At 67.5% G+C, this 18,707-nt stretch carries 19 protein-coding genes and 1 pseudogene; 7 read left to right on the forward strand and 13 right to left on the reverse strand.

Annotation, left to right across the window (positions count from 1 at the left end; translation table 11 throughout):
* A partial coding sequence (locus tag ACREPD_RS09475) for a hypothetical protein (RefSeq protein WP_431599093.1) occupies positions 1 to 200 on the reverse strand: 200 nt, incomplete at its 3' end.
* Positions 201 to 479: 279 nt separating this feature from the next.
* Between ACREPD_RS09475 and ACREPD_RS09480 the strand changes: the two genes are divergently transcribed.
* A complete protein-coding gene (locus ACREPD_RS09480; RefSeq protein WP_431599094.1) occupies positions 480 to 1,061 on the forward strand; it encodes an alpha-ketoglutarate-dependent dioxygenase AlkB family protein in 582 nt (193 codons plus the stop codon).
* 176 nt (positions 1,062 to 1,237) lie between these two features.
* Here ACREPD_RS09480 and ACREPD_RS09485 read toward each other — a convergent pair whose 3' ends face one another.
* From ACREPD_RS09485 to ACREPD_RS09500, 4 genes are read right to left on the reverse strand one after another with little or no spacing between them, the layout of a single operon-like run.
* A complete protein-coding gene (locus tag ACREPD_RS09485) occupies positions 1,238 to 1,912 on the reverse strand; it encodes an ABC-type transport auxiliary lipoprotein family protein (protein ID WP_431599095.1) in 675 nt (224 codons plus the stop codon).
* A complete protein-coding gene (locus tag ACREPD_RS09490) occupies positions 1,909 to 2,835 on the reverse strand; it encodes an MlaD family protein (protein ID WP_313347862.1) in 927 nt (308 codons plus the stop codon). The genes ACREPD_RS09485 and ACREPD_RS09490 overlap by 4 nt, the downstream gene beginning before the upstream one ends.
* 3 nt (positions 2,836 to 2,838) lie before the next feature.
* Positions 2,839 to 3,669 carry an ABC transporter ATP-binding protein gene (locus ACREPD_RS09495; protein ID WP_431599096.1) on the reverse strand — a complete coding sequence of 277 codons (831 nt, stop codon included), beginning with the start codon at positions 3,667 to 3,669 and terminating at the stop codon, positions 2,839 to 2,841.
* Positions 3,669 to 4,781: an MlaE family lipid ABC transporter permease subunit gene (locus tag ACREPD_RS09500; RefSeq protein WP_431599097.1), complete on the reverse strand. Its 1,113-nt coding sequence runs from the start codon at positions 4,779 to 4,781 to the stop codon at positions 3,669 to 3,671. The genes ACREPD_RS09495 and ACREPD_RS09500 overlap by 1 nt, the downstream gene beginning before the upstream one ends.
* 104 nt (positions 4,782 to 4,885) lie before the next feature.
* Here ACREPD_RS09500 and ACREPD_RS09505 point away from each other — a divergent pair, with 104 nt between their 5' ends.
* The gene (locus ACREPD_RS09505; RefSeq protein WP_431599098.1) at positions 4,886 to 6,145 is read left to right on the forward strand and encodes a threonine/serine ThrE exporter family protein; all 1,260 of its coding nucleotides are present in this window, start codon (positions 4,886 to 4,888) and stop codon (positions 6,143 to 6,145) included.
* An 81-nt stretch (positions 6,146 to 6,226) separates the two neighbouring features.
* Here ACREPD_RS09505 and ACREPD_RS09510 read toward each other — a convergent pair.
* From ACREPD_RS09510 to ACREPD_RS09520, 3 genes and pseudogenes are all read right to left on the reverse strand, one after another.
* Positions 6,227 to 6,592, reverse strand: a pseudogene (locus ACREPD_RS09510) (H-NS family nucleoid-associated regulatory protein); the annotation flags it as partial.
* 151 nt (positions 6,593 to 6,743) lie between these two features.
* On the reverse strand, positions 6,744 to 8,435 hold the full coding sequence (locus ACREPD_RS09515; protein ID WP_431599099.1) for a proline--tRNA ligase: 1,692 nt from the start codon (positions 8,433 to 8,435) through the stop codon (positions 6,744 to 6,746).
* Positions 8,436 to 8,589: 154 nt separating this feature from the next.
* Positions 8,590 to 8,967, reverse strand: a complete 378-nt coding sequence (locus ACREPD_RS09520; protein ID WP_431599100.1) for a DUF4124 domain-containing protein — start codon at positions 8,965 to 8,967, stop codon at positions 8,590 to 8,592.
* A gap of 103 nt (positions 8,968 to 9,070) precedes the next feature.
* Between ACREPD_RS09520 and pssA the strand changes: the two genes are divergently transcribed.
* Genes pssA through rimI form a run of 3 tightly spaced genes read left to right on the forward strand, consistent with a single transcriptional unit; the run spans position 9,071 to position 10,895 of the window.
* Positions 9,071 to 9,850 (forward strand): CDP-diacylglycerol--serine O-phosphatidyltransferase, encoded by a 780-nt coding sequence (gene pssA / locus ACREPD_RS09525; RefSeq protein WP_421569158.1) that lies wholly within the window; start codon positions 9,071 to 9,073, stop codon positions 9,848 to 9,850.
* Positions 9,847 to 10,401 (forward strand): hypothetical protein, encoded by a 555-nt coding sequence (locus tag ACREPD_RS09530; RefSeq protein WP_431599101.1) that lies wholly within the window; start codon positions 9,847 to 9,849, stop codon positions 10,399 to 10,401. The genes pssA and ACREPD_RS09530 overlap by 4 nt, the downstream gene beginning before the upstream one ends.
* Positions 10,398 to 10,895 (forward strand): ribosomal protein S18-alanine N-acetyltransferase, encoded by a 498-nt coding sequence (gene rimI, locus ACREPD_RS09535; RefSeq protein ID WP_431599102.1) that lies wholly within the window; start codon positions 10,398 to 10,400, stop codon positions 10,893 to 10,895. Before ACREPD_RS09530 ends, rimI begins: the two co-directional genes overlap by 4 nt.
* Before the next feature lie 83 nt (positions 10,896 to 10,978).
* On the opposite strand, the gene ACREPD_RS09540 is transcribed toward rimI, so the two are convergent.
* Genes ACREPD_RS09540 through ACREPD_RS09555 form a run of 4 tightly spaced genes read right to left on the reverse strand, consistent with a single transcriptional unit; the run spans position 10,979 to position 15,926 of the window.
* Positions 10,979 to 13,747: a valine--tRNA ligase gene (locus tag ACREPD_RS09540; RefSeq protein WP_431599103.1), complete on the reverse strand. Its 2,769-nt coding sequence runs from the start codon at positions 13,745 to 13,747 to the stop codon at positions 10,979 to 10,981.
* A 42-nt stretch (positions 13,748 to 13,789) separates the two neighbouring features.
* Entirely contained in the window at positions 13,790 to 13,978 is a 189-nt protein-coding gene (locus tag ACREPD_RS09545) for a YqaE/Pmp3 family membrane protein (RefSeq protein WP_431599104.1), read from the reverse strand.
* A 45-nt stretch (positions 13,979 to 14,023) separates the two neighbouring features.
* Entirely contained in the window at positions 14,024 to 14,449 is a 426-nt protein-coding gene (locus tag ACREPD_RS09550; RefSeq protein WP_431599105.1) for a DNA polymerase III subunit chi, read from the reverse strand.
* Positions 14,436 to 15,926, reverse strand: a complete 1,491-nt coding sequence (locus ACREPD_RS09555) for a leucyl aminopeptidase (RefSeq protein WP_431599106.1) — start codon at positions 15,924 to 15,926, stop codon at positions 14,436 to 14,438. Before ACREPD_RS09555 ends, ACREPD_RS09550 begins: the two co-directional genes overlap by 14 nt.
* Positions 15,927 to 16,030: 104 nt before the next feature.
* Here ACREPD_RS09555 and lptF point away from each other — a divergent pair, with 104 nt between their 5' ends.
* Both lptF and lptG read left to right on the forward strand, forming a co-directional pair.
* Positions 16,031 to 17,110, forward strand: coding sequence for an LPS export ABC transporter permease LptF (gene lptF / locus ACREPD_RS09560; protein WP_431599107.1), 1,080 nt, complete (start codon positions 16,031 to 16,033; stop codon positions 17,108 to 17,110).
* Entirely contained in the window at positions 17,107 to 18,213 is a 1,107-nt protein-coding gene (gene lptG, locus ACREPD_RS09565; protein WP_431599108.1) for an LPS export ABC transporter permease LptG, read from the forward strand. The genes lptF and lptG overlap by 4 nt, the downstream gene beginning before the upstream one ends.
* A 13-nt stretch (positions 18,214 to 18,226) precedes the next feature.
* On the opposite strand, the gene ACREPD_RS09570 is transcribed toward lptG, so the two are convergent.
* Complete coding sequence (locus ACREPD_RS09570; RefSeq protein ID WP_431599109.1) at positions 18,227 to 18,706, reverse strand: RDD family protein; 480 nt, start codon at positions 18,704 to 18,706, stop codon at positions 18,227 to 18,229.
* Between the last annotated feature and the right edge of the window lies 1 nt (position 18,707).

Genomic DNA, 18,707 nt, shown 5'->3' on the forward strand with positions numbered 1-18,707 from the left:
CTCCGTGGCATCACCATGTGGACGCTGAGACGGTAGCGGAAGTTGGTTGTATCTGTTGATGCATAAAGTTGCCTTGACGGCATCAATAGTGATGACGCGATTTGCCCGCCAGCGGTTGGAAACCGTTGGTGGGCATCGGCTCTGCAGAATGCGATGTGGTTAGCAGTTTGGCGGGCTGTCTGCCATTTTGAGGCGGTCACGACGCAATCGTTGATGGCGCTTATGACATCGACTGCGCTGTTCCGCTCGCGATTTGCGCGGCGTCGATGATGGTCATGCGTTACCGGGCGCGGTCCTGCTACGGGCGGTCGTTAGGTAACCGACCCTACCGGTCGGAGCCCGGTAGGGTCGCATCCCTATCGACGACGTGCATGGATGCACAAGTGGTGCGGCCGCAGGACGCGGAAGAGCACCGCCGCCATTGCACTCTCCACGTCCGGTAGCGGCATGAACATCTGACGGCGTGCTAGCGTTCCGCCATGGACCTTCATCTTCCCGACGCCTCGGTGCACTGGCACCGCCATTGGCTGGCCGCTCCAGCTGCAGATGCGTTGCAGCGCCAGTTGCGCGGCGAGGTGCCGTGGGAAGTGCATAAGATCCAGATGTTCGGCAGGCAGGTGGATTCGCCCCGGTTGAGTTGCTGGATGGGCGATCCGGCGGCGCGTTACCGTTATTCGGGCACAGACTTCGTGCCGCATGCCTGGCACCCGGCGCTGCTGCCCCTGCGTGATGCGCTGGCCGTGTTCTGCGGGCAGGCCTTCAACAGCGTGCTGCTCAACTGCTACCGCGACAACGACGATGGCATGGGCTGGCACAGCGACAACGAGCCGGAGCTTGGACCAGCGCCGGTGATTGCATCATTGAGCCTCGGTGAGGCGCGGCGGTTCCTGCTGCGTCGGCGCGACGACCATGCGCGCAAGGCGGAAGTCACCCTGGGCCACGGCGATCTGCTGGTGATGGGCGGGCGCACCCAGACCTTCTACCAGCACGCTTTGCCGAAAAGCGCGCGGCCGTTGGGGGAGCGTATCAACCTGACGTTCCGTTGGATCAATGGTGCTTGAAGGCCGCGGATATCTGACGGGCGGCTTCGGTTTGGGTTAAACGTCGGTCGGCAATGGGTGGCTGGCGGTGAACGGCTTCGGGCGGTTGTGCCGCGCTTTGCGCGGTTGCCACGCATGGCGTGGCACTACGTGCACCCGACATTTTCCGTAGAGCCACGCCATGCGTGGCTCGTCCATCAACGCAACCGCGTCGGCGTGACCTTGGCCTGCCCGTAATCCGCCTGGCCGGTTGTCAGCGTCCAGCCCACCAGCTCGGTGGTGATCGCCTGCAGGCCCTTCTCGAATGCCTGGGCCACGTCGCCCGTGGCGGTACTGCCCACCGGCTGTTCCTGGCGGAAGGTGCGGTCGGCCACCACGCGCTGGTCGACCACGTGGATCAGCTTGGCGTTGATTTCGATCGCCGCCGTCGGAGTTGCCTGGCCGCGGTAGTCGGATTCGAAGCGGCGCACATCCAGCGCCAGCTTGTAGTCCGCGCGGATGCCGGTGGTGGCACGGGCCACGCCGGCGATGCGGCCGGAATCCTCGAACGCGCGCACCAGCGCATCGTCCACCATGTCGGTGGCCGGCTGCGCCCAGCTCACGCCCTTGTAAACCTCCAGCTCACCCGGATTCGGGCGCACGTTGATGCGCGGGCTGTCCACCACGCGTGCGGCGGTCGGTTTGACCAGCACCAGCTGCCAGTCCACCTTCGGCCAGCTTTGGTCCGGCTGGATGCGCACCACCGGCGAATAGATGGTGACCGCGCTGCGCTCGTTGCTGCCCAGCAGCGAACACGCGCCCAGGGCGACCATCAGGGCGGCCGGCAGCAGCAGGCGGGGCAGGGCAGCGGGCAGGAGAGGAATGTGGCTCATTTGGGTTCGAACTCCTTCGGCGCGTCACGGCCCAGCAGGTAGCGGGCCGGGTTGTTGTCCAGTTTGTCGCTGACCCGGCGCAGGTCGCGGATCAGCCCGCGCAGCTCGGTCAGCGTCGGGCCCAGCTGGGCCAGGCCATCATTGGCGAAGCTGTTGATGGCCGCGCGGTTCTCACCAAGGATCGAATCGGCATTGCCGGCCGCCGAATCGAGCTTGGTGAGCGTGGTTTCCAGCTTGTCCAGAATGGGCGGCAGCTGCTGCACCAGGTTCTTGTCCAGCCGCTCGATGGTGCCGTTGGTGGTCTTGAGGGTCACGTCCAGGCTGCGCGCGGCGTCGCGCGCGCTGAGCAGCAGCGCTTGGGTGCCCTGGTCGCGGTCGGCCAGGCCGCCGCTGATGGTTTCCAGGTTGGCCAGGGTGGCGTTGATGCTGGCCACGTTGCGGTCGCTCAGCACCTGGTCCATGCGCTCGACGATGCGGTTGGCCACGTCGGTGATGTTCTGCAGCGCCGAGGGTGTGGTGGGAATGATCGGTGCCGGATCCCGGTTCACGGCGGTCAGCGCTTGCGCCTGCGGGGTGCCGCCGCTGAGCTGGATGATCGACGGGCCGGTGAGGCTGGTGATGGCCAGCTTGGCGCGGGTGTCGGTCTTGACCGGGGTATTGGAATTCAGGCGGATGCGCGCGACCACCTGGCGCGGGTCGTCCGGCACCAGGTTGAGCTCGGTGATGGAGCCGACCGCGATGCCGTTGTACTGCACCGGGCTGCCGACCGACAGGCCGGTGACCGCCTCGCGGAACACCACCCGGTATTCGGTCCAGGTGCGGTCGGAGGAGTACTTGGCCGCCCACAGACCGAAGGCCAGCAGGGCCAGCCCCACGATCAGGGTGAACGCGCCGATCAATACGTAATTGGCTTTGGTTTCCATGGCTTACTCGCTCTCAGGCTTTGCGGCGCGCGCGGCACGTGCGCGCGGTCCGTGGAAATATTCCTGGATCCACGGATGCTCCAGTTGTTCGATCTCATGCAGCGGCGCGTTGGCGATCACCTTGTGGTCGGCCAGCACGGCCACCCGGTCGCAGATCGCGTACAGCGTGTCCAGGTCGTGGGTGATCAACAGCACGGTCAGGCCCAGCGCTTCCTGCAGGGTCTTGATCAGGCGGTCGAAGGCGGCCGCACCGATCGGGTCCAACCCGGCGGTGGGTTCGTCCAGGAACAGCAGCGGCGGGTCCAGCGCGAGCGCACGGGCCAGGCCGGCGCGCTTGCGCATGCCGCCGGACAGCTGCGAGGGCAGCTTGTTGATCGCGTCGGCCGGCAGCCCCGCCAGCTTCACCTTCAGCAACGCCAGCTCGTAGTGCCAGCGCTCGGGCAGCTCGCCGTGGTGCTCCTTCAGCGGCACCTGCACGTTTTCGCCGACGGTCATGGACGAGAACAGCGCGCCGTCCTGGAACAGCACGCCGGTATTGCGTTCGATATGCAGGCGGTCGGCGCGATTCTCCGACCGCGCATCCACGCCCAGTACCTCGATCTGCCCGGCATCGGGCGTGCGCAGGCCCAGGATGCTGCGCATCAGCACGGACTTGCCGGTACCCGAGCCGCCGACCACGCCGAGGATCTCGCCGCGGCGCACGTCCAGGTCGAGGTTGTCGTGCACGGTCTGGCTGCCGAAGCGGTTGGTCAGCCCGCGCACGCGGATCGCCAGGCCGGCGTCGTCGGCCAGCGTGGTGAGGGTGTCTTCGTCGGTCGCGGTGGCTGTGCTCATCACCAATCCATGTGCATGAACCACAACGCGGCGAACGCGTCGATGATGATGACCAGCGAGATGGTCTGCACCACGCTGGAGGTGGTGCGTTCGCCCACCGACTGCGCGGTGCCTTCGACCTTCAAGCCTTCCAGGCAGCCGATCAGGCCGATCACCGCCGCGAAGATGGGCGCCTTGGACAGGCCCACCAGCATGTGCCGCACTTCAATGGTGTCGTGCAGGCGCGCCAGGTACATCTGCGGCGGAATATCCAGGTCGAACGCGCCCACGGTGACGCCGCCGGCCAGGCCGGCGATCATCGCCACGAAGGTCAGCAGCGGCAGGGTGATGAGCAGGGCGATGATGCGCGGCAGCACCAGCAGGTCGACGGGGTCCAGGCCCAGCGTCCGGATCGCGTCGATCTCCTCGCGGGCCTTCATGGAGCCGATCTGCGCAGTGAACGCGCTGGCGGTGCGGCCAGCCAGCACGATGGCGGTGAGCAGCACCGCGAATTCGCGCAGGAAGGCGATGCTGACCAGTTCGACCACGTAGATCTCCGCGCCGAAGTCGCGCAGGATCGTGGAGCCTAGGAAGGCGATCACGGCGCCCACCAGGTACGACAGCAGCGCCACCAACGGCACCGCGTCCAGGCCCACCTGCTCCATGTGGTGCACGGTGGCGGTGAGACGGAACCGGCGCGGTTCGCGCAGCAGGCGGCCGCCCTTGACCAGGTTTTCGCCGAGGAAGCTGGCCAGCGCCACGATGTTGTGGCCGGTGGCATGCACGCTGACGCCCAGCCGCTCCAGCGCGGCCAGTACACCGAAGTCGCGCTTGGGCTTGGGGCGGTCGTCGGCGACCTCCTCGATGGTGCAGACCAGCGCGCGGTGTTCCTCGCGGAAGGTCAGCGCGTCCTCGGCCAGGTCGGCACGGTGGGCCACGCGCAGGACCTGCAGCACGCCGGCCGAATCGAGCTGGGTGATGCCGCTGGCATCGATCCCGGTCACCTTGTCGGGTGCCGCGCGCAGCACTTCGGCCGCGTCGAGCGCGGTACGCAACGTCCACTGTCCGGACAACCGGATTACGCCGGGGTCCTGTGGATCCTGTTCGAGTTGGGGGGCTTGATTTGGCGTCATGGGGCGTCCTGCGCGCAGCATAACCTGTCTGCGTGGAGGCCAAGTGTGTGCACGGTGCGACATCGTTGTTCAGCCCGGGCAGGCTTCGGGTAATACTACGTCGCATGTCTGCCGACGCTCCCGCCATTGCCACCCCCCCAGCCACCTACGCACAGCGTGTGGCATTCGTCTGTGAGATCGCCGGGCGCCTGCACAGCTACGGCACCACCGCCCAGCGCCTGGAAGCGGCGGTGGTCGCGTTGGCGCAGCGGCTGGACCTGGACTGCGAGCCGTGGTCCAACCCGACCGGGCTGATCCTGAGTTTCAGCGACCCGACCAAGGCGATCGGCTCGTCCGACATCACCCGCGTGATCCGCCTCGCACCGGGCGAGAACGACCTGCATAAACTCAGCATTGCCGACCAGATCACCGATGCGGTCGCCAACGGCACCATGAGCATCGCCCAGGGCCACACCGCCCTGCGCCAGCTGGACAAGGATCCGGGCCGGCGCGGCAAGATCCGCATGATCCTGTCCTACAGCCTCGGTGCCGCCGGCGTGGCCGGTCTGTGGAAGCTGCCGTGGCTGGATATCGCCACGGCCGGGGTGATCGGGCTGCTGATCGGGCTGATGACCCTGCTGACCGACCGCCGCCCGGCCAGCCGCGAGGCCAGCGAGGCACTTGCGGCCCTGCTGGCCGGCACGGTGGCGGCGCTGGTCGCCTCGTTCATCGGGCCGCTCAACCTCAACACGGTGATCATCGCCTCGCTGGTGGTGATGCTGCCGGGTATGTCGCTGACCAATGCGGTCAACGAACTGGCCAGCCAGCATTGGGTATCGGGCACGGCCCGTTTCGCCGGCGCGATCACCACCATTCTGAAACTCACCGTGGGCGCAGTGATCGCGGTGACGCTGTCGGGAATCATCGGCTTGGACCCGTTGGTGCGCGCCTCGCGGCCGCAGGCCGACTGGGTGGAATGGAGTGCGCTGCTGCTGGCGTCGTTCGCGTTCGCGATGCTGTTCAAGGCCAACCGCCGCGATTACCCGTGGGTGATGGCGGCCTCGGTGGCCGGCTATGCCATTTCCAAGTTCGCCGGGCAGGCCTGGGGGCTGCCGGCCGGTATTTTCATGTCGGCGATGGTGATGACCGCCGCCGGCAATCTGTTCGGCCGCATCGTGCAGCGCCCGGGCGCGATCATCCGCCTGCCCGGCATCATCATGCTGGTGCCCGGCAGCACCAGCCTGCGCGGGGTGCTCACCCTGGTGCAGCAGCAGGACATGAGCGCCGGCCAGACCGTGCTGATGACGGTTCTCAACGTAGTAATGGCGCTGGTGGCGGGATTATTGTTCGGCAACCTGCTGGTACCGGCACGAAAGAATCTGTGAGTTTCTGAGAGTTTCTGAAACAAAAAAAACGCCGGCATCCTGGCCGGCGTTTGGAAACGAGCGCGAATCGCGCCTCGCTTACTTCTTGATCAGGAAATCTTCCACCTTCTTGCCCTTGCCGGTGTGCGCGGCAAGCCAGCGCGGCTGCTTGCCACGGCCGGTCCAGGTTTCCTTCGGATTCGCCGGGTTGCGGTACTTCGGGGCCACCTTGCCGAGCTTGCGTACGGCCTTCTTGGCCGGCGCGGCCTTGCTGGCGCGGCTGCGGGCGGGGGCGGCAATACCGAACACTTCCTCGACGCTGTAACCGTGGGCCTTGGCCAGCTTGGTCAACTGCGCGCGCACCTTGGTCACAGCGGGGCGCTTGGCGACGATGGTCTGCTGTTTCTTGGCGTTCTTGATCAGGGCGCCCAGCTCTTTGGCGGACAACCCGCTCAGGTCAATACTCATCAACTGCTCCGGAATCAAATGAAGGACGGGGGTCAGCCAGTCCTTGGCGTCACCAACAGCATACATTCTCATTTGAAGCCTGCACAGCAAGCAGAAAAAATCAATGAAAACGGGATAATAAAAAGCCGGGATATTTCACCCGGCTCTGTCATCACTTGGTCAGCATTGCCATGAGGGCGTCGCGGTCCAGATTCTCCGCTTCGCTCGCCCGGCGCGAGCGGTACTCGTAGGTGCCCGCGGCCACGCCGCGTTCGGAGACCACCACCCGGTGCGGTACGCCGATCAGCTCCATGTCGGCGAACATCGCGCCCGGACGCAGGCCGCGATCATCCAGCGCGGCGTCCAGCCCGGCAGCCTGCAGCTGGGCCAGCAGTTCGGCGGCGGCGGCGTTGACGCTTTCGTCCTTCTTCGGGTTGATCACGCACACCACCACCTGCCACGGCGCCATCGCGTCGGGCCAGATAATGCCGGCGTCGTCGTGGTTCTGTTCGATCGCCGCGGCGACGATGCGCGAAATGCCGATGCCATAGCAGCCCATCGCCATCACGGCGGCCTTGCCGTTTTCATCCAGCACGGTGGCATTCATTGCCTGCGCATACACGCGGCCCAACTGGAACACGTGGCCCACTTCGATGCCGCGCGCGACCTTCAGCTCGCCACCGTCGGCGGCGCGGTCGCCTTCCTTCGCGTTGCGGATATCGGCCACTTCCGGCTCGGCCAGGTCACGGCCCCAGTTGACGCCGGCAATATGGAAACCGGCTTCGTTGGCGCCGACGACGAAATCGGCCATGGCTGCGACGTCGCGATCGGCGACGATGCGGATCGGCTGCGCCGGATTGAGCGGACCCAGGAAGCCCGGTTCGCTGCCCAGGTGGGCGGCGATCTCGGCTTCGCTGGCCATGCGGTAGCCCTGCAGGCCCTGCACCTTGCCCAGCTTGATCTCGTTGACGTCGTGGTCGCCCCGCACCAGCGCCAGCACGAAGCCGGCCTCGGTCATGACCGCAATCGACTTCACGGTGCGCTCCAGGCCCAGGCCCAGCAGTGCGGCAACCGCTTCGCAGGTCTTCTGGGTGGGCGTGTCCACCTTGCGCAGCGCTTCGCTGGCGGCGGGGCGCGGGCCCGGGGCGGCGGCCACGGCCGCCTCCATGTTGGCCGCGTAGTCCGAACCGGTGGAGAACACCAGCGCGTCTTCGCCGGAGTCGGCGATCACGTGGAATTCCTGCGACGCGTCGCCGCCGATGGCGCCGGAATCGGCCTGCACCATGCGGAAGTCCAGGCCCAGGCGAGTGAACACGCGGGCGTAGGCCGCCTTCATGTTCTCGTATTCGCGGACCAGGCAGGCTTCGTCCAGATGGAAGGAATAGGCATCCTTCATCAGGAACTCGCGCGCGCGCATCACGCCGAAGCGCGGGCGGATCTCATCGCGGAACTTGGTCTGGATCTGGAAGAAGTTGACCGGCAGCTGCTTGTAGCTGGACAGCTCCTGGCGCGCGAAATCAGCCGCGGCTTCTTCGGCGGTCGGGCTGTAGCAGAACACCTGCTCCTTGCGGTCCTTGATCTTGAGCAGCTGCGGGCCGAACTTCTCCCAGCGCCCGGTGATTTCCCACAGTTCCTTGGGCTGGATGGTCGGCACCTGGAACTCCACCGCACCGGCGCGCTCCATTTCCTCGCGCACGATGCGCTCGACCTTGCGCAGCACCCGCAGGCCCAGCGGCGACCAGATGTACAGCCCCGAGGCCAGCTTGCGGATCATGCCCGCGCGCAGCATCAGGCGGTGGCTGGTGAGCTCCGCGTCGCTGGGGGTTTCCTTGGTGGTATGCAGGTGGAACTGGGAGAGGCGCATCGTCGGCTTCGCTGAACGGCAGAGGCAGATATTCTGCCAGCCTCGCCGCCAACGTGCCCATTCCGGGCTTGGCGGCCGTATCGACCAACGGTCGATACCTACCGATCCTACCTCCGGTAGCACACGACCGTTGGTCGTGTGCCCGTCAGGGCACTCAGGCCGCCGGCTTGCAATACGCCTTGATGCCCGCCTCGGCCAGGCCCTTCTGGCTCTGGCGCTGGGTGTCGTCCAGCGGGGTGTCGGGCTTGCCGTCGCCGTTGGTGTCCTGCAGCACGGCGCCCTTGCCGTTGAGCAGGGTCAGGTTGTTGCGGGCGGTGGTGCAGTCGGCCGATTCGGCCGGCGCGGCGGCGGCCGCGGGCCGGTTGGCCGGGTCACGGCTCTGGATCTGGCGCTCTTCGGCCTTCTGGCCGGTGGGCGGCTTCTCCGAATACTGGGTCACGCCGTTGGCGTCCTTCCACTTGTAGACGGTACCGGCGCTGGCCGAAGCGCTGGCGAGCAGCAGCAGGCAGCACACGAGGGGCAGGGCACGCATGGCAACTCCGGGCAACGGGGGACTGGAGCGCGATTGCAGCATTCCCGCCCCGCGCTGGCAAGCCTCCCCCCAAAAGGGGGCCGCAGCCACTAAACTGGCCGGCATGGATCAGATGAAACCCCCACCGCGCTCGCGCAGCATTTACCTGCTGCCCAACCTGTTCACCACCGCCGGCCTGTTCGCCGGGTTCTACGCGATCATCGCGGCGGCCAACGGCGACTTCGTCAATGCCGCCATTGCGGTGTTCGTGGCCGCGGTCATGGACGGGCTGGACGGCCGGGTGGCGCGCCTGACCGGCACCAGCAGCGAATTCGGCGTGCAGTACGACTCGCTGGCCGACCTGGTCAGCTTCGGCATGGCCCCGGCGCTGGTGATGTACCACTGGTCGCTGTCCTGGCTGAAGTTCGACGACCCGGTGATGGGCCGCGTCGGCTGGGCCGTCGCCTTCCTGTATGCCGCGTGTGCCGCGCTGCGCCTGGCGCGCTTCAATACCCAGGTCAGCGTGGTCGACAAGCGCTGGTTCATCGGCCTGGCCAGCCCGGCCGCCGCCGGCCTGATGATGTCCTTCGTCTGGGCCTTCGCCGACGGCAACCTGGGCTGGGACGGCAACCAGCTGCGCTACGTGGCGCTGGGCGTGACCCTGGTGGCGGCGCTGCTGATGGTCAGCCGGATCCGCTTCTGGAGCTTCAAGGGCAGCGGTGAGAAGGGCCCGCGCGCAGACCGCGTGCCGTTCCTCGCGCTGGCCCTGGTACCGATCGCGATTGCGATCATGGTCATCGACCTGCCGCGCGTGCTGTTCGCGGTGGGCATCGTCTATGCGCTGTCGGGCCCCGGCTACTGGCTGTGGCAGCGCACCCGCAAGACGGCCGAGCCTGGCGCGTGAGCACGCCGGCCGACCCGCCGCTGTGGTCCGCTGCGCAGCAGTCCTGGCTGCAGGCGATGGGGTACACGGTGTTCGTGGACGGCAATGTGGAAGCGGCGCCGGAACCGGTGGTCGAGTTGCGCGCGATCCCGGTAGAGCCGGGCCCTGCCCGGCTGGATGCCGACGCCCGGGGAGCTGACGCCGGTTCAGCCGGGCAGAGCCCGGCTCTACCCGGGCAGAGCCCGGCTCTACCCGGGCAGAGCCCGGCGCTACGACCGTCGGGCACCGTCGCGCCGCCGTCGGGCACCGCCGCGCCGCCACGTCGCAACGCTCCGGTGGCAGAAGATCCCGCCGCACCTGCATCCGCCCGCTCCGGCACCCGCCGCGCGGCGGTGCGCATGCCGGATAGGCTGCAGATTGCCCTGTTGCGGGCGTCTGGCTGCAACCCGGCCGCCGCCGAGACACAGGCGCTGATGGCCAGCTGGAATCTGGATGCGCTGCGTGCCGATCCGGCCGCCAAGCGCGCCCTGTGGCCGCAGCTGAGGGCACTGCGCAAGCGGGGCCAGGCGTGAGCGCGGTCAGCTCGCCGCGCCCGTTGTCGCTGCGCGCGCTGCGCGAGGGCGACCTGGACGCGGTGATGGAGATCGAGCTGCGCGGCTATCCGTTCCCGTGGACGCGCGGCATCTTCGTGGATTGCCTGCGTGCGGGGTACCCGGCGCTGGCGCTGGAAGACGATGGCGTGCTGGTGGGTTACGGGGTGTTGAGCATCGCCGCCGACGAGGCGCATGTGCTGAATGTCTGCGTGGACCCGGGCTGCCAGACCCGCGGTATGGGCCGCATGCTGTTCCGCGCGCTGGTGCAGTTGGCGCGCGAGCATGGCGCGCAGCGGGTGTTCCTGGAAGTGCGCCCGTCCAACACCCCGGCGGTGGCGCTGTACCACAGCGAGGGGTTCAACGAGATCGGCCGACGGCCGCGTTATTACCCGGCACGTGATGGCCGCGAAGATGCGCTGGTGATGGCGATCGAGCTGGTCGACGACGACATCCAGACAATGCCGCCGTTGTAGGACGAAGAGCGGCCGGGCAGAGCCCGGCGCTACGGCGACCAACGTTGTTGGTCGCCTGCCCGGACGCCGACCAACAATCGGCGTTACAGCTTCCCGCGCTGCGCGACCAACCCGTCCAGCTGGGCCGTCCATTCGACCAGGCGCACGCGCTCCTGTTCGATCACGGCCGGCGGCACCTTGTCGGTGAACTTGGACAGCTTGGTGGCGCTCTTTTCCTTCTCCGCCTCCACCCGCGCGATTTCCTTGTCCAGGCGCGCACGCTCGGCGTCCAGATCAACCAGGCCTTCCAGCGGCACCAGCAGCTTGAGATCGCCCACGATCGCCGTCGCGGCCGGCGGGGTTTCCGCATCGGCCGACAGCCACTCGATGCGCTCCAGCTTGAGCAGGAACGACAGCGACGAGGTGAAGCGCGCCACGCGGTTGCGGTCGTCTTCGCTGCCGCCCTGCAGCAGCAGGCCCACCTGCTTGGCCGGCGGCACGTTCAGTTCACTGCGCACGCGGCGCAGCGCGCTGACCATCGACTTCAACCATTCCACGTCGGCTTCGGCGCGCACGTAATCGCCGGCGAATTCCTCGGCGGTCGGGTAGGCGCGCAGCGAAATGGTGTCGCCGGCGATCCCCAGGCGCGGTGCCACCTGGCGCCACAGCTGCTCGGTCACGAACGGGGTGAGCGGGTGCAGCAGGCGCAGCAGCGCCTCCAGCACGTACAACAGGGTGTGGCGGGTACTGGCCGCATCGGCGGCGTTGTCGCCGTTGAGCGCCGGCTTGGTCAGTTCCAGGAACCAGTCGCAGAATTCATTCCAGGCGAATTCGTACAGCGCCTGCGCCAGCAGGTCGAACCGGTAGTTGGCGTAGTGCGTCTGCGCCTCGGCCGACACCGCCGCCAGCCGCGCCAGGATCCAGCGCTCGGCATCGGTACGCGGCTGCGGCACGCCGTTGAACTGCGCGCCCTCGGTGTTCATCAGGGTGAAGCGGCTGGCGTTCCACAGCTTGTTGCAGAAGTTCTTGTAGCCCTCGGCGCGGCTCATGTCGAACTTGATGTCGCGGCCATGGGTGGCCAGCGCGGCGATGGTGAAGCGCAGCGCGTCGGCACCGTGGGCGATGATGCCGTCGGGGAAGTCCTTGCGCGTGGCCTTCTCGATCTTCGGCGCGTCCTTGGGCTTCATCAGCCCGGTGGTGCGCTTGGCGACCAGGTCGTCGATGGAGATGCCGTCGATGATGTCCAGCGGGTCGAGCACGTTGCCCTTGGACTTGGACATCTTCTGGCCCTGCGCATCGCGGATCAGGCCGGTGATGTAGACGTCCTTGAACGGAATCTTCCCGGTGAAGCTGTCGGTGGCCATGATCATGCGGGCCACCCAGAAGAAGATGATGTCGAAGCCGGTGATCAGCACCGACGACGGCAGGTAGCGCTCGAAGCCGCGCTCGGCCATGGCGGCCTCGTTCGGCCAGCCCAGCGTGGAGAACGGCCACAGCTGCGAGGAGAACCAGGTCTCCAGCACGTCGCTGTCCTGGCGCAGCACCACATCGGCGCCCAGGTTGGCGCGCGCGCGCGCGTCGGCCTCGTCGCGGCCGACGTAGCAGGTGCCCGCTTCGTCGAACCACGCCGGAATGCGGTGACCCCACCACAGCTGGCGGCTGATGCACCAATCCTGGATGTTCTCCATCCAGTGGCGGTAGGTGTTGATCCAGTTGGCCGGAACGAACTGGATCGAACCGTTCTCGACCAGCTCCAGGCCGCGCTTGGCCAGCACGTCCATCTTCACGAACCACTGGTCGGTCAGGTACGGCTCGATCACCTGCTGGGTACGGTCGCCGCGCGGCACCTGCAGCTTGTGCGCCTTGGTCTCGACCAGGATGCCCAGTTCTTCCAGCTCGGCCAGGATCACCTTGCGGGCTTCGTAGCGGTCCAGCCCGCGGTACTTTTCCGGGGCGTTGTCGTTGATCGCCGCCACCGGGGTGAACAGGTTGATCATCGGCAGGTTGTGGCGCAGGCCGACCTGGTAATCGTTGAAGTCGTGCGCCGGGGTGACCTTGACCACGCCGGTGCCGAACTCGCGGTCGACGTAATCGTCGGCGATCACCGGGATCTCGCGGTCGGTCAGCGGCAGCTTCACCCTCTTGCCGATCAGGTGCGCATAGCGCTCGTCGTCGGGGTGCACCATCACCGCGGTGTCGCCCAGCATGGTTTCCGGGCGGGTCGTGGCCACGGTGAGGCTGCCGCTGCCGTCGGCCAGCGGGTAGCTGATCGACCACATGAAGCCGTCTTCTTCCACGCTCTCCACTTCCAGGTCGGAAATGGCGGTCTTCAGCACCGGGTCCCAGTTGACCAGGCGCTGGCCACGATAGATCAGGCCCTGCTCATGCCAGCGCAGGAACGCCTCGAGCACCGCCTCGGACGGCTGCGGGTCCATGGTGAAGGTGCTGCGCGACCAGTCGGCCGAGGTACCCATGCGGCGCATCTGGCGCTCGATGATGTCGCCCGACTGCCCCTTCCACTCCCACACCTTTTCGATGAAGCCGTCGCGGCCCAGCGAATCGCGGCTCTCGCCGTTGCCGGCCAGCGCCAGGTTGCGCGACACCACCATTTCGGTGGCGATGCCGGCGTGGTCGGTACCCACCTGCCACAGCGTGTCGTAGCCGCGCATGCGGTGGTAGCGCACCAGCGCGTCCATCAGGGTCTGCTGGAAGGCATGGCCCATGTGCAGCGTGCCGGTCACGTTCGGCGGCGGCAGCAGGATGGTGTACGGCTCGCCCTTGCCGGACGGCTTGAAGTGCCCGGCCTTCTCCCAGGAGTCATACAGCTCCGTTTCGAAGGTCTTGGGGTCGTAGCTGGAGGCGAGTTGGGTCATGCGGGAACCAGGATCGAATACGGAAGGTGGGGTGCCGGAAGCTCAGCGCCCTAGGGCGCGGCGGATCTTCTGGTCGGTATGGAACTGCGAGACCGAGTAGGCGGCCCAGATCGCGGCCGGCAGCCAGCCGATCAGCGTGATCTGCAGGATCAGGCAGAGGATGCCTGCGATCGGGCGGCCGATGGTGAAGAAGGCGAACCAGGGAAAGATCAGGGCGATCAACAGGCGCATCAAGGGTCTCCGGGGGCGGCGGCGACCGGATGGGCGCCGCGCGGGTTACATGTCGTACTTGTTCAGGTCGAAGCCCAGCGCCTTGTATTGGCGCCAGCGCTCGCGCAGCGGTTCGCGCGCTTCCGGGTCGGCCGGCACCACTTCCAGCACGCGGTCGCAGCTGGCCAGGTACGGGTCGTCGCGCAGGTTGATCACCAGCTGGCGGGCCGGGGCCTCGGTGCCGGGCACGGCAATGAGCACCAGCGCCTCTTCCTCGTCCATGTCCTCACCGGCGATCTGGTGCGGGATATAGGCGTCGGCGTCGAACGACCACAGCAGCTCGTCCAGCTCCTCGGCCTGGGCCTGGTCACGCGCCAGCACCAGGGTGAACAGCCCGGCGTCGTTGGCCTTGCGGGCCAGCTCGCAGACCAGGCGCAGCGGCTCGGTGAGGAACCGCGGCTTGGCGATCAGGTAGAAATCAGCCCGTGACATGGGCGCGGTCGACCTGGTCCAGCAGCCACTGGCTCAGCAGCCCGACCGGGCGGCCGGTGGCCATGCCACGCTTGCCTTCGTCGCTGGCCACGCCGGCGATGTCCAGGTGCGCCCAGCGCTGGCCTTCGGTGAAGCGCGACAGGAAGCAGCCGGCGGTAATCGCACCGGCCCAGCGGCCGCCGATGTTGTAGACGTCGGCGAAGCTGGAATCCAGCATCGGCTGGTATTCGTCCCACAGCGGCAGGCGCCAGGCGCGGTCGAACACGTGCTCGCCGGCGGCCAGCAGTTCGTTGGCCAGGTCGTCGTGCTTGGTCATCAGGCCGGCGGTCTGGTGGCCCAGGGCGACCAGGCAGGCGCCGGTCAGGGTGGCCACGTCGACCAGCGCGGCCGGCTCGAAGCGCTGCGCGTAGGTGAGGGCGTCGCACAGGATCAGGCGGCCTTCGGCGTCGGTGTTGCCCACTTCGATGGTCTTGCCCGACATCGAGGTGATCACGTCGGACGGGCGGTAGGCATTGCCGTCGATGGCGTTTTCAACCGCCGGCACCACCACCACCAGGTTCAGCGGCAGCTTGGCGGTGACCGCCGCGACGAAGGTGCCGATGACGTTGGCGCCACCGCACATGTCGTACTTCATCTCTTCGATGCCGCCCTGGGTCTTCAGGTTGACGCCGCCGGTGTCGAAGGTGATGCCCTTGCCGACCAGCACGTAGGGCTTGGCGTTGCCGCCGTTGTTCCACTTCAGCACCACCAGGCGCGGGCGGTTGGCCGAGCCGCGGGCCACGGCCAGCAGCGAGCCCATGCCGAGCGCTTCCATCTGGGTCTCGTCCAGGATCTCCGCTTCGGCGCCGGCGTGGGCCTGCGCGAAGGCCACCGAGGACTCGGCCAGGTAGGCCGGGGTGCACAGGTTCGGCGGCAGGTTGCCCAGCTCGCGGGCATGCTGCACGCCCGCCGCGATGGCCTGGCCCTGGGTCAGGGCCTGGGCGTCGCTGCCGGCGATGGCGAGAGTGAGCAGGCCGGCGGCCTCGGGCTTCTTCGTGCCCAGGGTCGCGGTGTAGCGGTAGCTGGCGTGGTCGGCGGTGATCACGGCCTGGCGGATGTTCCAGGCAGCGTCGCGGCCCTTGACCTCGATCTCGGACAGGGTGAGCAGCGCGTGGCGGTTGATCCCGCTCTTCAGTGCGCGGCTGGCATCGCCCACGGCCTTGAGGTACTGCGGCACGCCGAACTTGGCCGGCTCGCCCAGCCCGACCACCAGCACGCGCGGGGCGGCGACGCCGGGAACGTCATGCAGCAGGGTGGTGGCGCCGGTCTTGCCGCCGACGTCGCCGCGGGCGACCAGGGCGCCCAGGCGGCCGCCCGAAGCGGCATCCAGGGCCTGTGCCGCCGGGCTCAGGGTCTGGTCGGCGTAGGCGCCGACGATGATGCAGTCGACCTCGGCCGAGGCCGGGGTTGCGTGGTTCAGGGTGAATTCCAGGGCCATTGATCAGATTCCGTTGGCAAATCCGTACAATCGCGAGCTGTTTACGTCCCGTCAGTAGACTGGGCAGCACCGCGAACGAATCCGAGAGTTTAAACCACCACCCCATGTCGAAGCTCGATCGCTATCTCCTGCGTGATTTCGTCCAGAGTTTCCTGGCCACCCTCATTGTCCTGCTGGTGGTGAGTGTCGGCGGTGTGCTGGTGGACATCCTCGGCAACATCGCCGATGGCCGCCTGCCCGCCCGCCTGCTGTTCTCCCAGCTGGGCCTGCAGTTCATCGTCTACATGCCGCTGATCCTGCCGCTGGCGCTGATGCTGGGCCTGCTGCTGGCCACCGCCCGGCTGTACCGGGACTCGGAAATGGCGGTGCTGACCGCCATCGGGGTCGGGCCCAAGCGCCTGCTGCGCCCGGTGCTGATGCTGGTGCTGCCGGTGGTGGGGCTGATCGCCCTGTGCTCGCTGTGGCTGGGCCCCTGGGCCGACCGCACCAGTGAACGGCTCATCCTGGAGGCCAACCGCAGCCTGGTCATGGCGGGGCTGGAGTCGGGCAAGTTCACCGCGCTGCCCAATGGCGGGGTGGTCTACCTGTCCTCGATATCGGCCGACGGCAGCGGGCTGGGCCGGGTCTTCCTGCAGCGCGTCCGCGGCGACCGGGTCGAAGTGGTGTCGGCCGACAGCGGCAAGATGTTCTTCGAGGGCGACCGCCAGCGCTACCTGCAGCTGCAGGACGGCCACCAGATCGAAGGCCCGCTGAACGGCGCGCTGGACTACCGGCTGATGACCTTCGCCCGCAACGACGTGGCGCTGCCCGACGGCGCAGATACCCGCGACACCAACGATCCGGAGCTGATGCCGACGACCCAGCTGTTCGGCGACGCGCGGCCAGAGGCGCAGGCGCAGCTGCATTCGCGCATCACGCCGCCGCTGATCGCGCTGGCGTTCGCGTTGATGACCCTCCCGCTGGCCCGAAGTTCGCCGCGCCAGCAGCGCTACGGGCGGATGATGTTCGCGTTCCTGGCGTACATGGTCGGCATGAACCTGATGTTCATTGGTACCCGCTGGATCGCCGACGGCAAGGTGTCGGGGACGCTGGGATTGTGGTGGTTGAGCCTGCCGTTGCTGGCGCTGGCCATCTGGATGTACCTGCGTGACGGCAAGCTGTCGCGCCCGCGGAGGACCGCATGAAGCTTCACCCGATGCGGTTTGATCTGTACCTGGGCCGGGCGGTGTTCGGCACCGTCCTGCTCACCTGGGCCGTGCTGGTTGGCCTGGACGTGGTCATGGCGTTCTCCGGCGAGTTCAAGGACGTCGGCAAGGGTTCCTACACGTTGGGCCATGCGGCGGCCTCGGTGCTCTACACCGTGCCGCGCCGTGCCTACACGTTCTTCCCGACGGCGGCGGTGATCGGCTCTCTGATGGGCCTGGGCCAGCTGGCGGCGACCTCGGAGCTGACCGCGCTGCGCGCGCTGGGCTTGTCGCGCAAGCGGCTCAGCGCCTCGGTGGCCATCGCGCTGTCGCTGATGACCGCGGTGATGGTGATCAACGGTGAGACCCTGGCGCCGTGGGCGCAGGACCGGTCGGACAACATCCGGGCCAGTGCCAAGTCGGGTCAGAGCCTGGCCTCGTCACGCTACTCGGGCATCTGGGTGCGCGAGGGCGACACGTTCCTCAGTGCGACCAGTGGCGACGAGCAGTTGCTGCCAGGCGGCGGTACGCGGTTGGTCCTCAATGACGTGCGGCTGTACCAGATCGCCGAAGACGGGCATGTGGCCTCGCTGACCCATGCGAGCACGGTCGAGCACGGTGCAGACGGCTGGACACTGCGCAAGGTGCGCCGGGATACCTTCGGTGAGCGCTCGGCAACGCGCACGACGGCCGAATCGGAAAAGTGGGATTCACGGCTGGACGCGGCCGCCCTGGCCACCGGCATGTCCAAACCGCGCAACCTGGCCGCGCGCGAACTGCGCACCAGCATCGAATACCGCAAGCGCAATGGCCTGGACGCCCGCGATTACGAAGACATCTACTGGAGCCGTTGGTTCTACCCGGTCAACGTGCTGGCGCTGTGCCTGGCGGCGGTGCCGTTCGCGTTCGGTTCGCTGCGCAGTGGCGGCATGGGCAAGCGGCTGTTCCTGGGCATCCTGTTCGCGCTGGGCTTCTGGTTGCTGCAGCTGTTCTTCGGGCGCATGGCTGGCGCGCTGAAGTTCGACTACCGCATCGCGTACGCGTTGCCACCGATCGTGATGCTGGTGGTGTCGGGCATGTTGTTCCGGCGCAAATCGGGCTGACCCGGGAACCGGGTCAACCCGCCGGCTTCGGCAACCGTCGGGTACGGGTGTTGGACGCCCGGTCATGCCACGTCAGGCGTTGGCGGTCGATCAATGCCCACCACAGGCCCAGGCCGCCGAGCAGGATGGACAGCGTGCCCACTGCGTAACGCAACCACAGCTGGCGCCGGGTGGGCGCGGTGCCATCGGCACCCACCACCTGCAACCGCCACGGCCGCATGCCCAGTGTCTGGCCGCCGCGCCGCCAGCTTTCGACGGCATACAGCCCGGTCACTCCCCAGCAGCACCCCCACAGCACCCACTGCAGGGCACTGAACGGGTGGATGTTCTCGCGCGAGGCGTGGCCAGCCGCGTAGCCGGCGGTGAACAGCGCGCCGACCAGCATCCACAGGGCGAGGGCAGGAAAGAAGTCGTACACCAGTGCCAGCAGGCGCCACAGCAGCAGCGTGGCGGGGCGGGCGGTGTCGGTAACGGCGGCAGTGGGCGTGCTCATG

The sequence above is a fragment of the Stenotrophomonas sp. genome, assembly GCF_050737075.1.
GTDB lineage: Bacteria > Pseudomonadota > Gammaproteobacteria > Xanthomonadales > Xanthomonadaceae > Stenotrophomonas.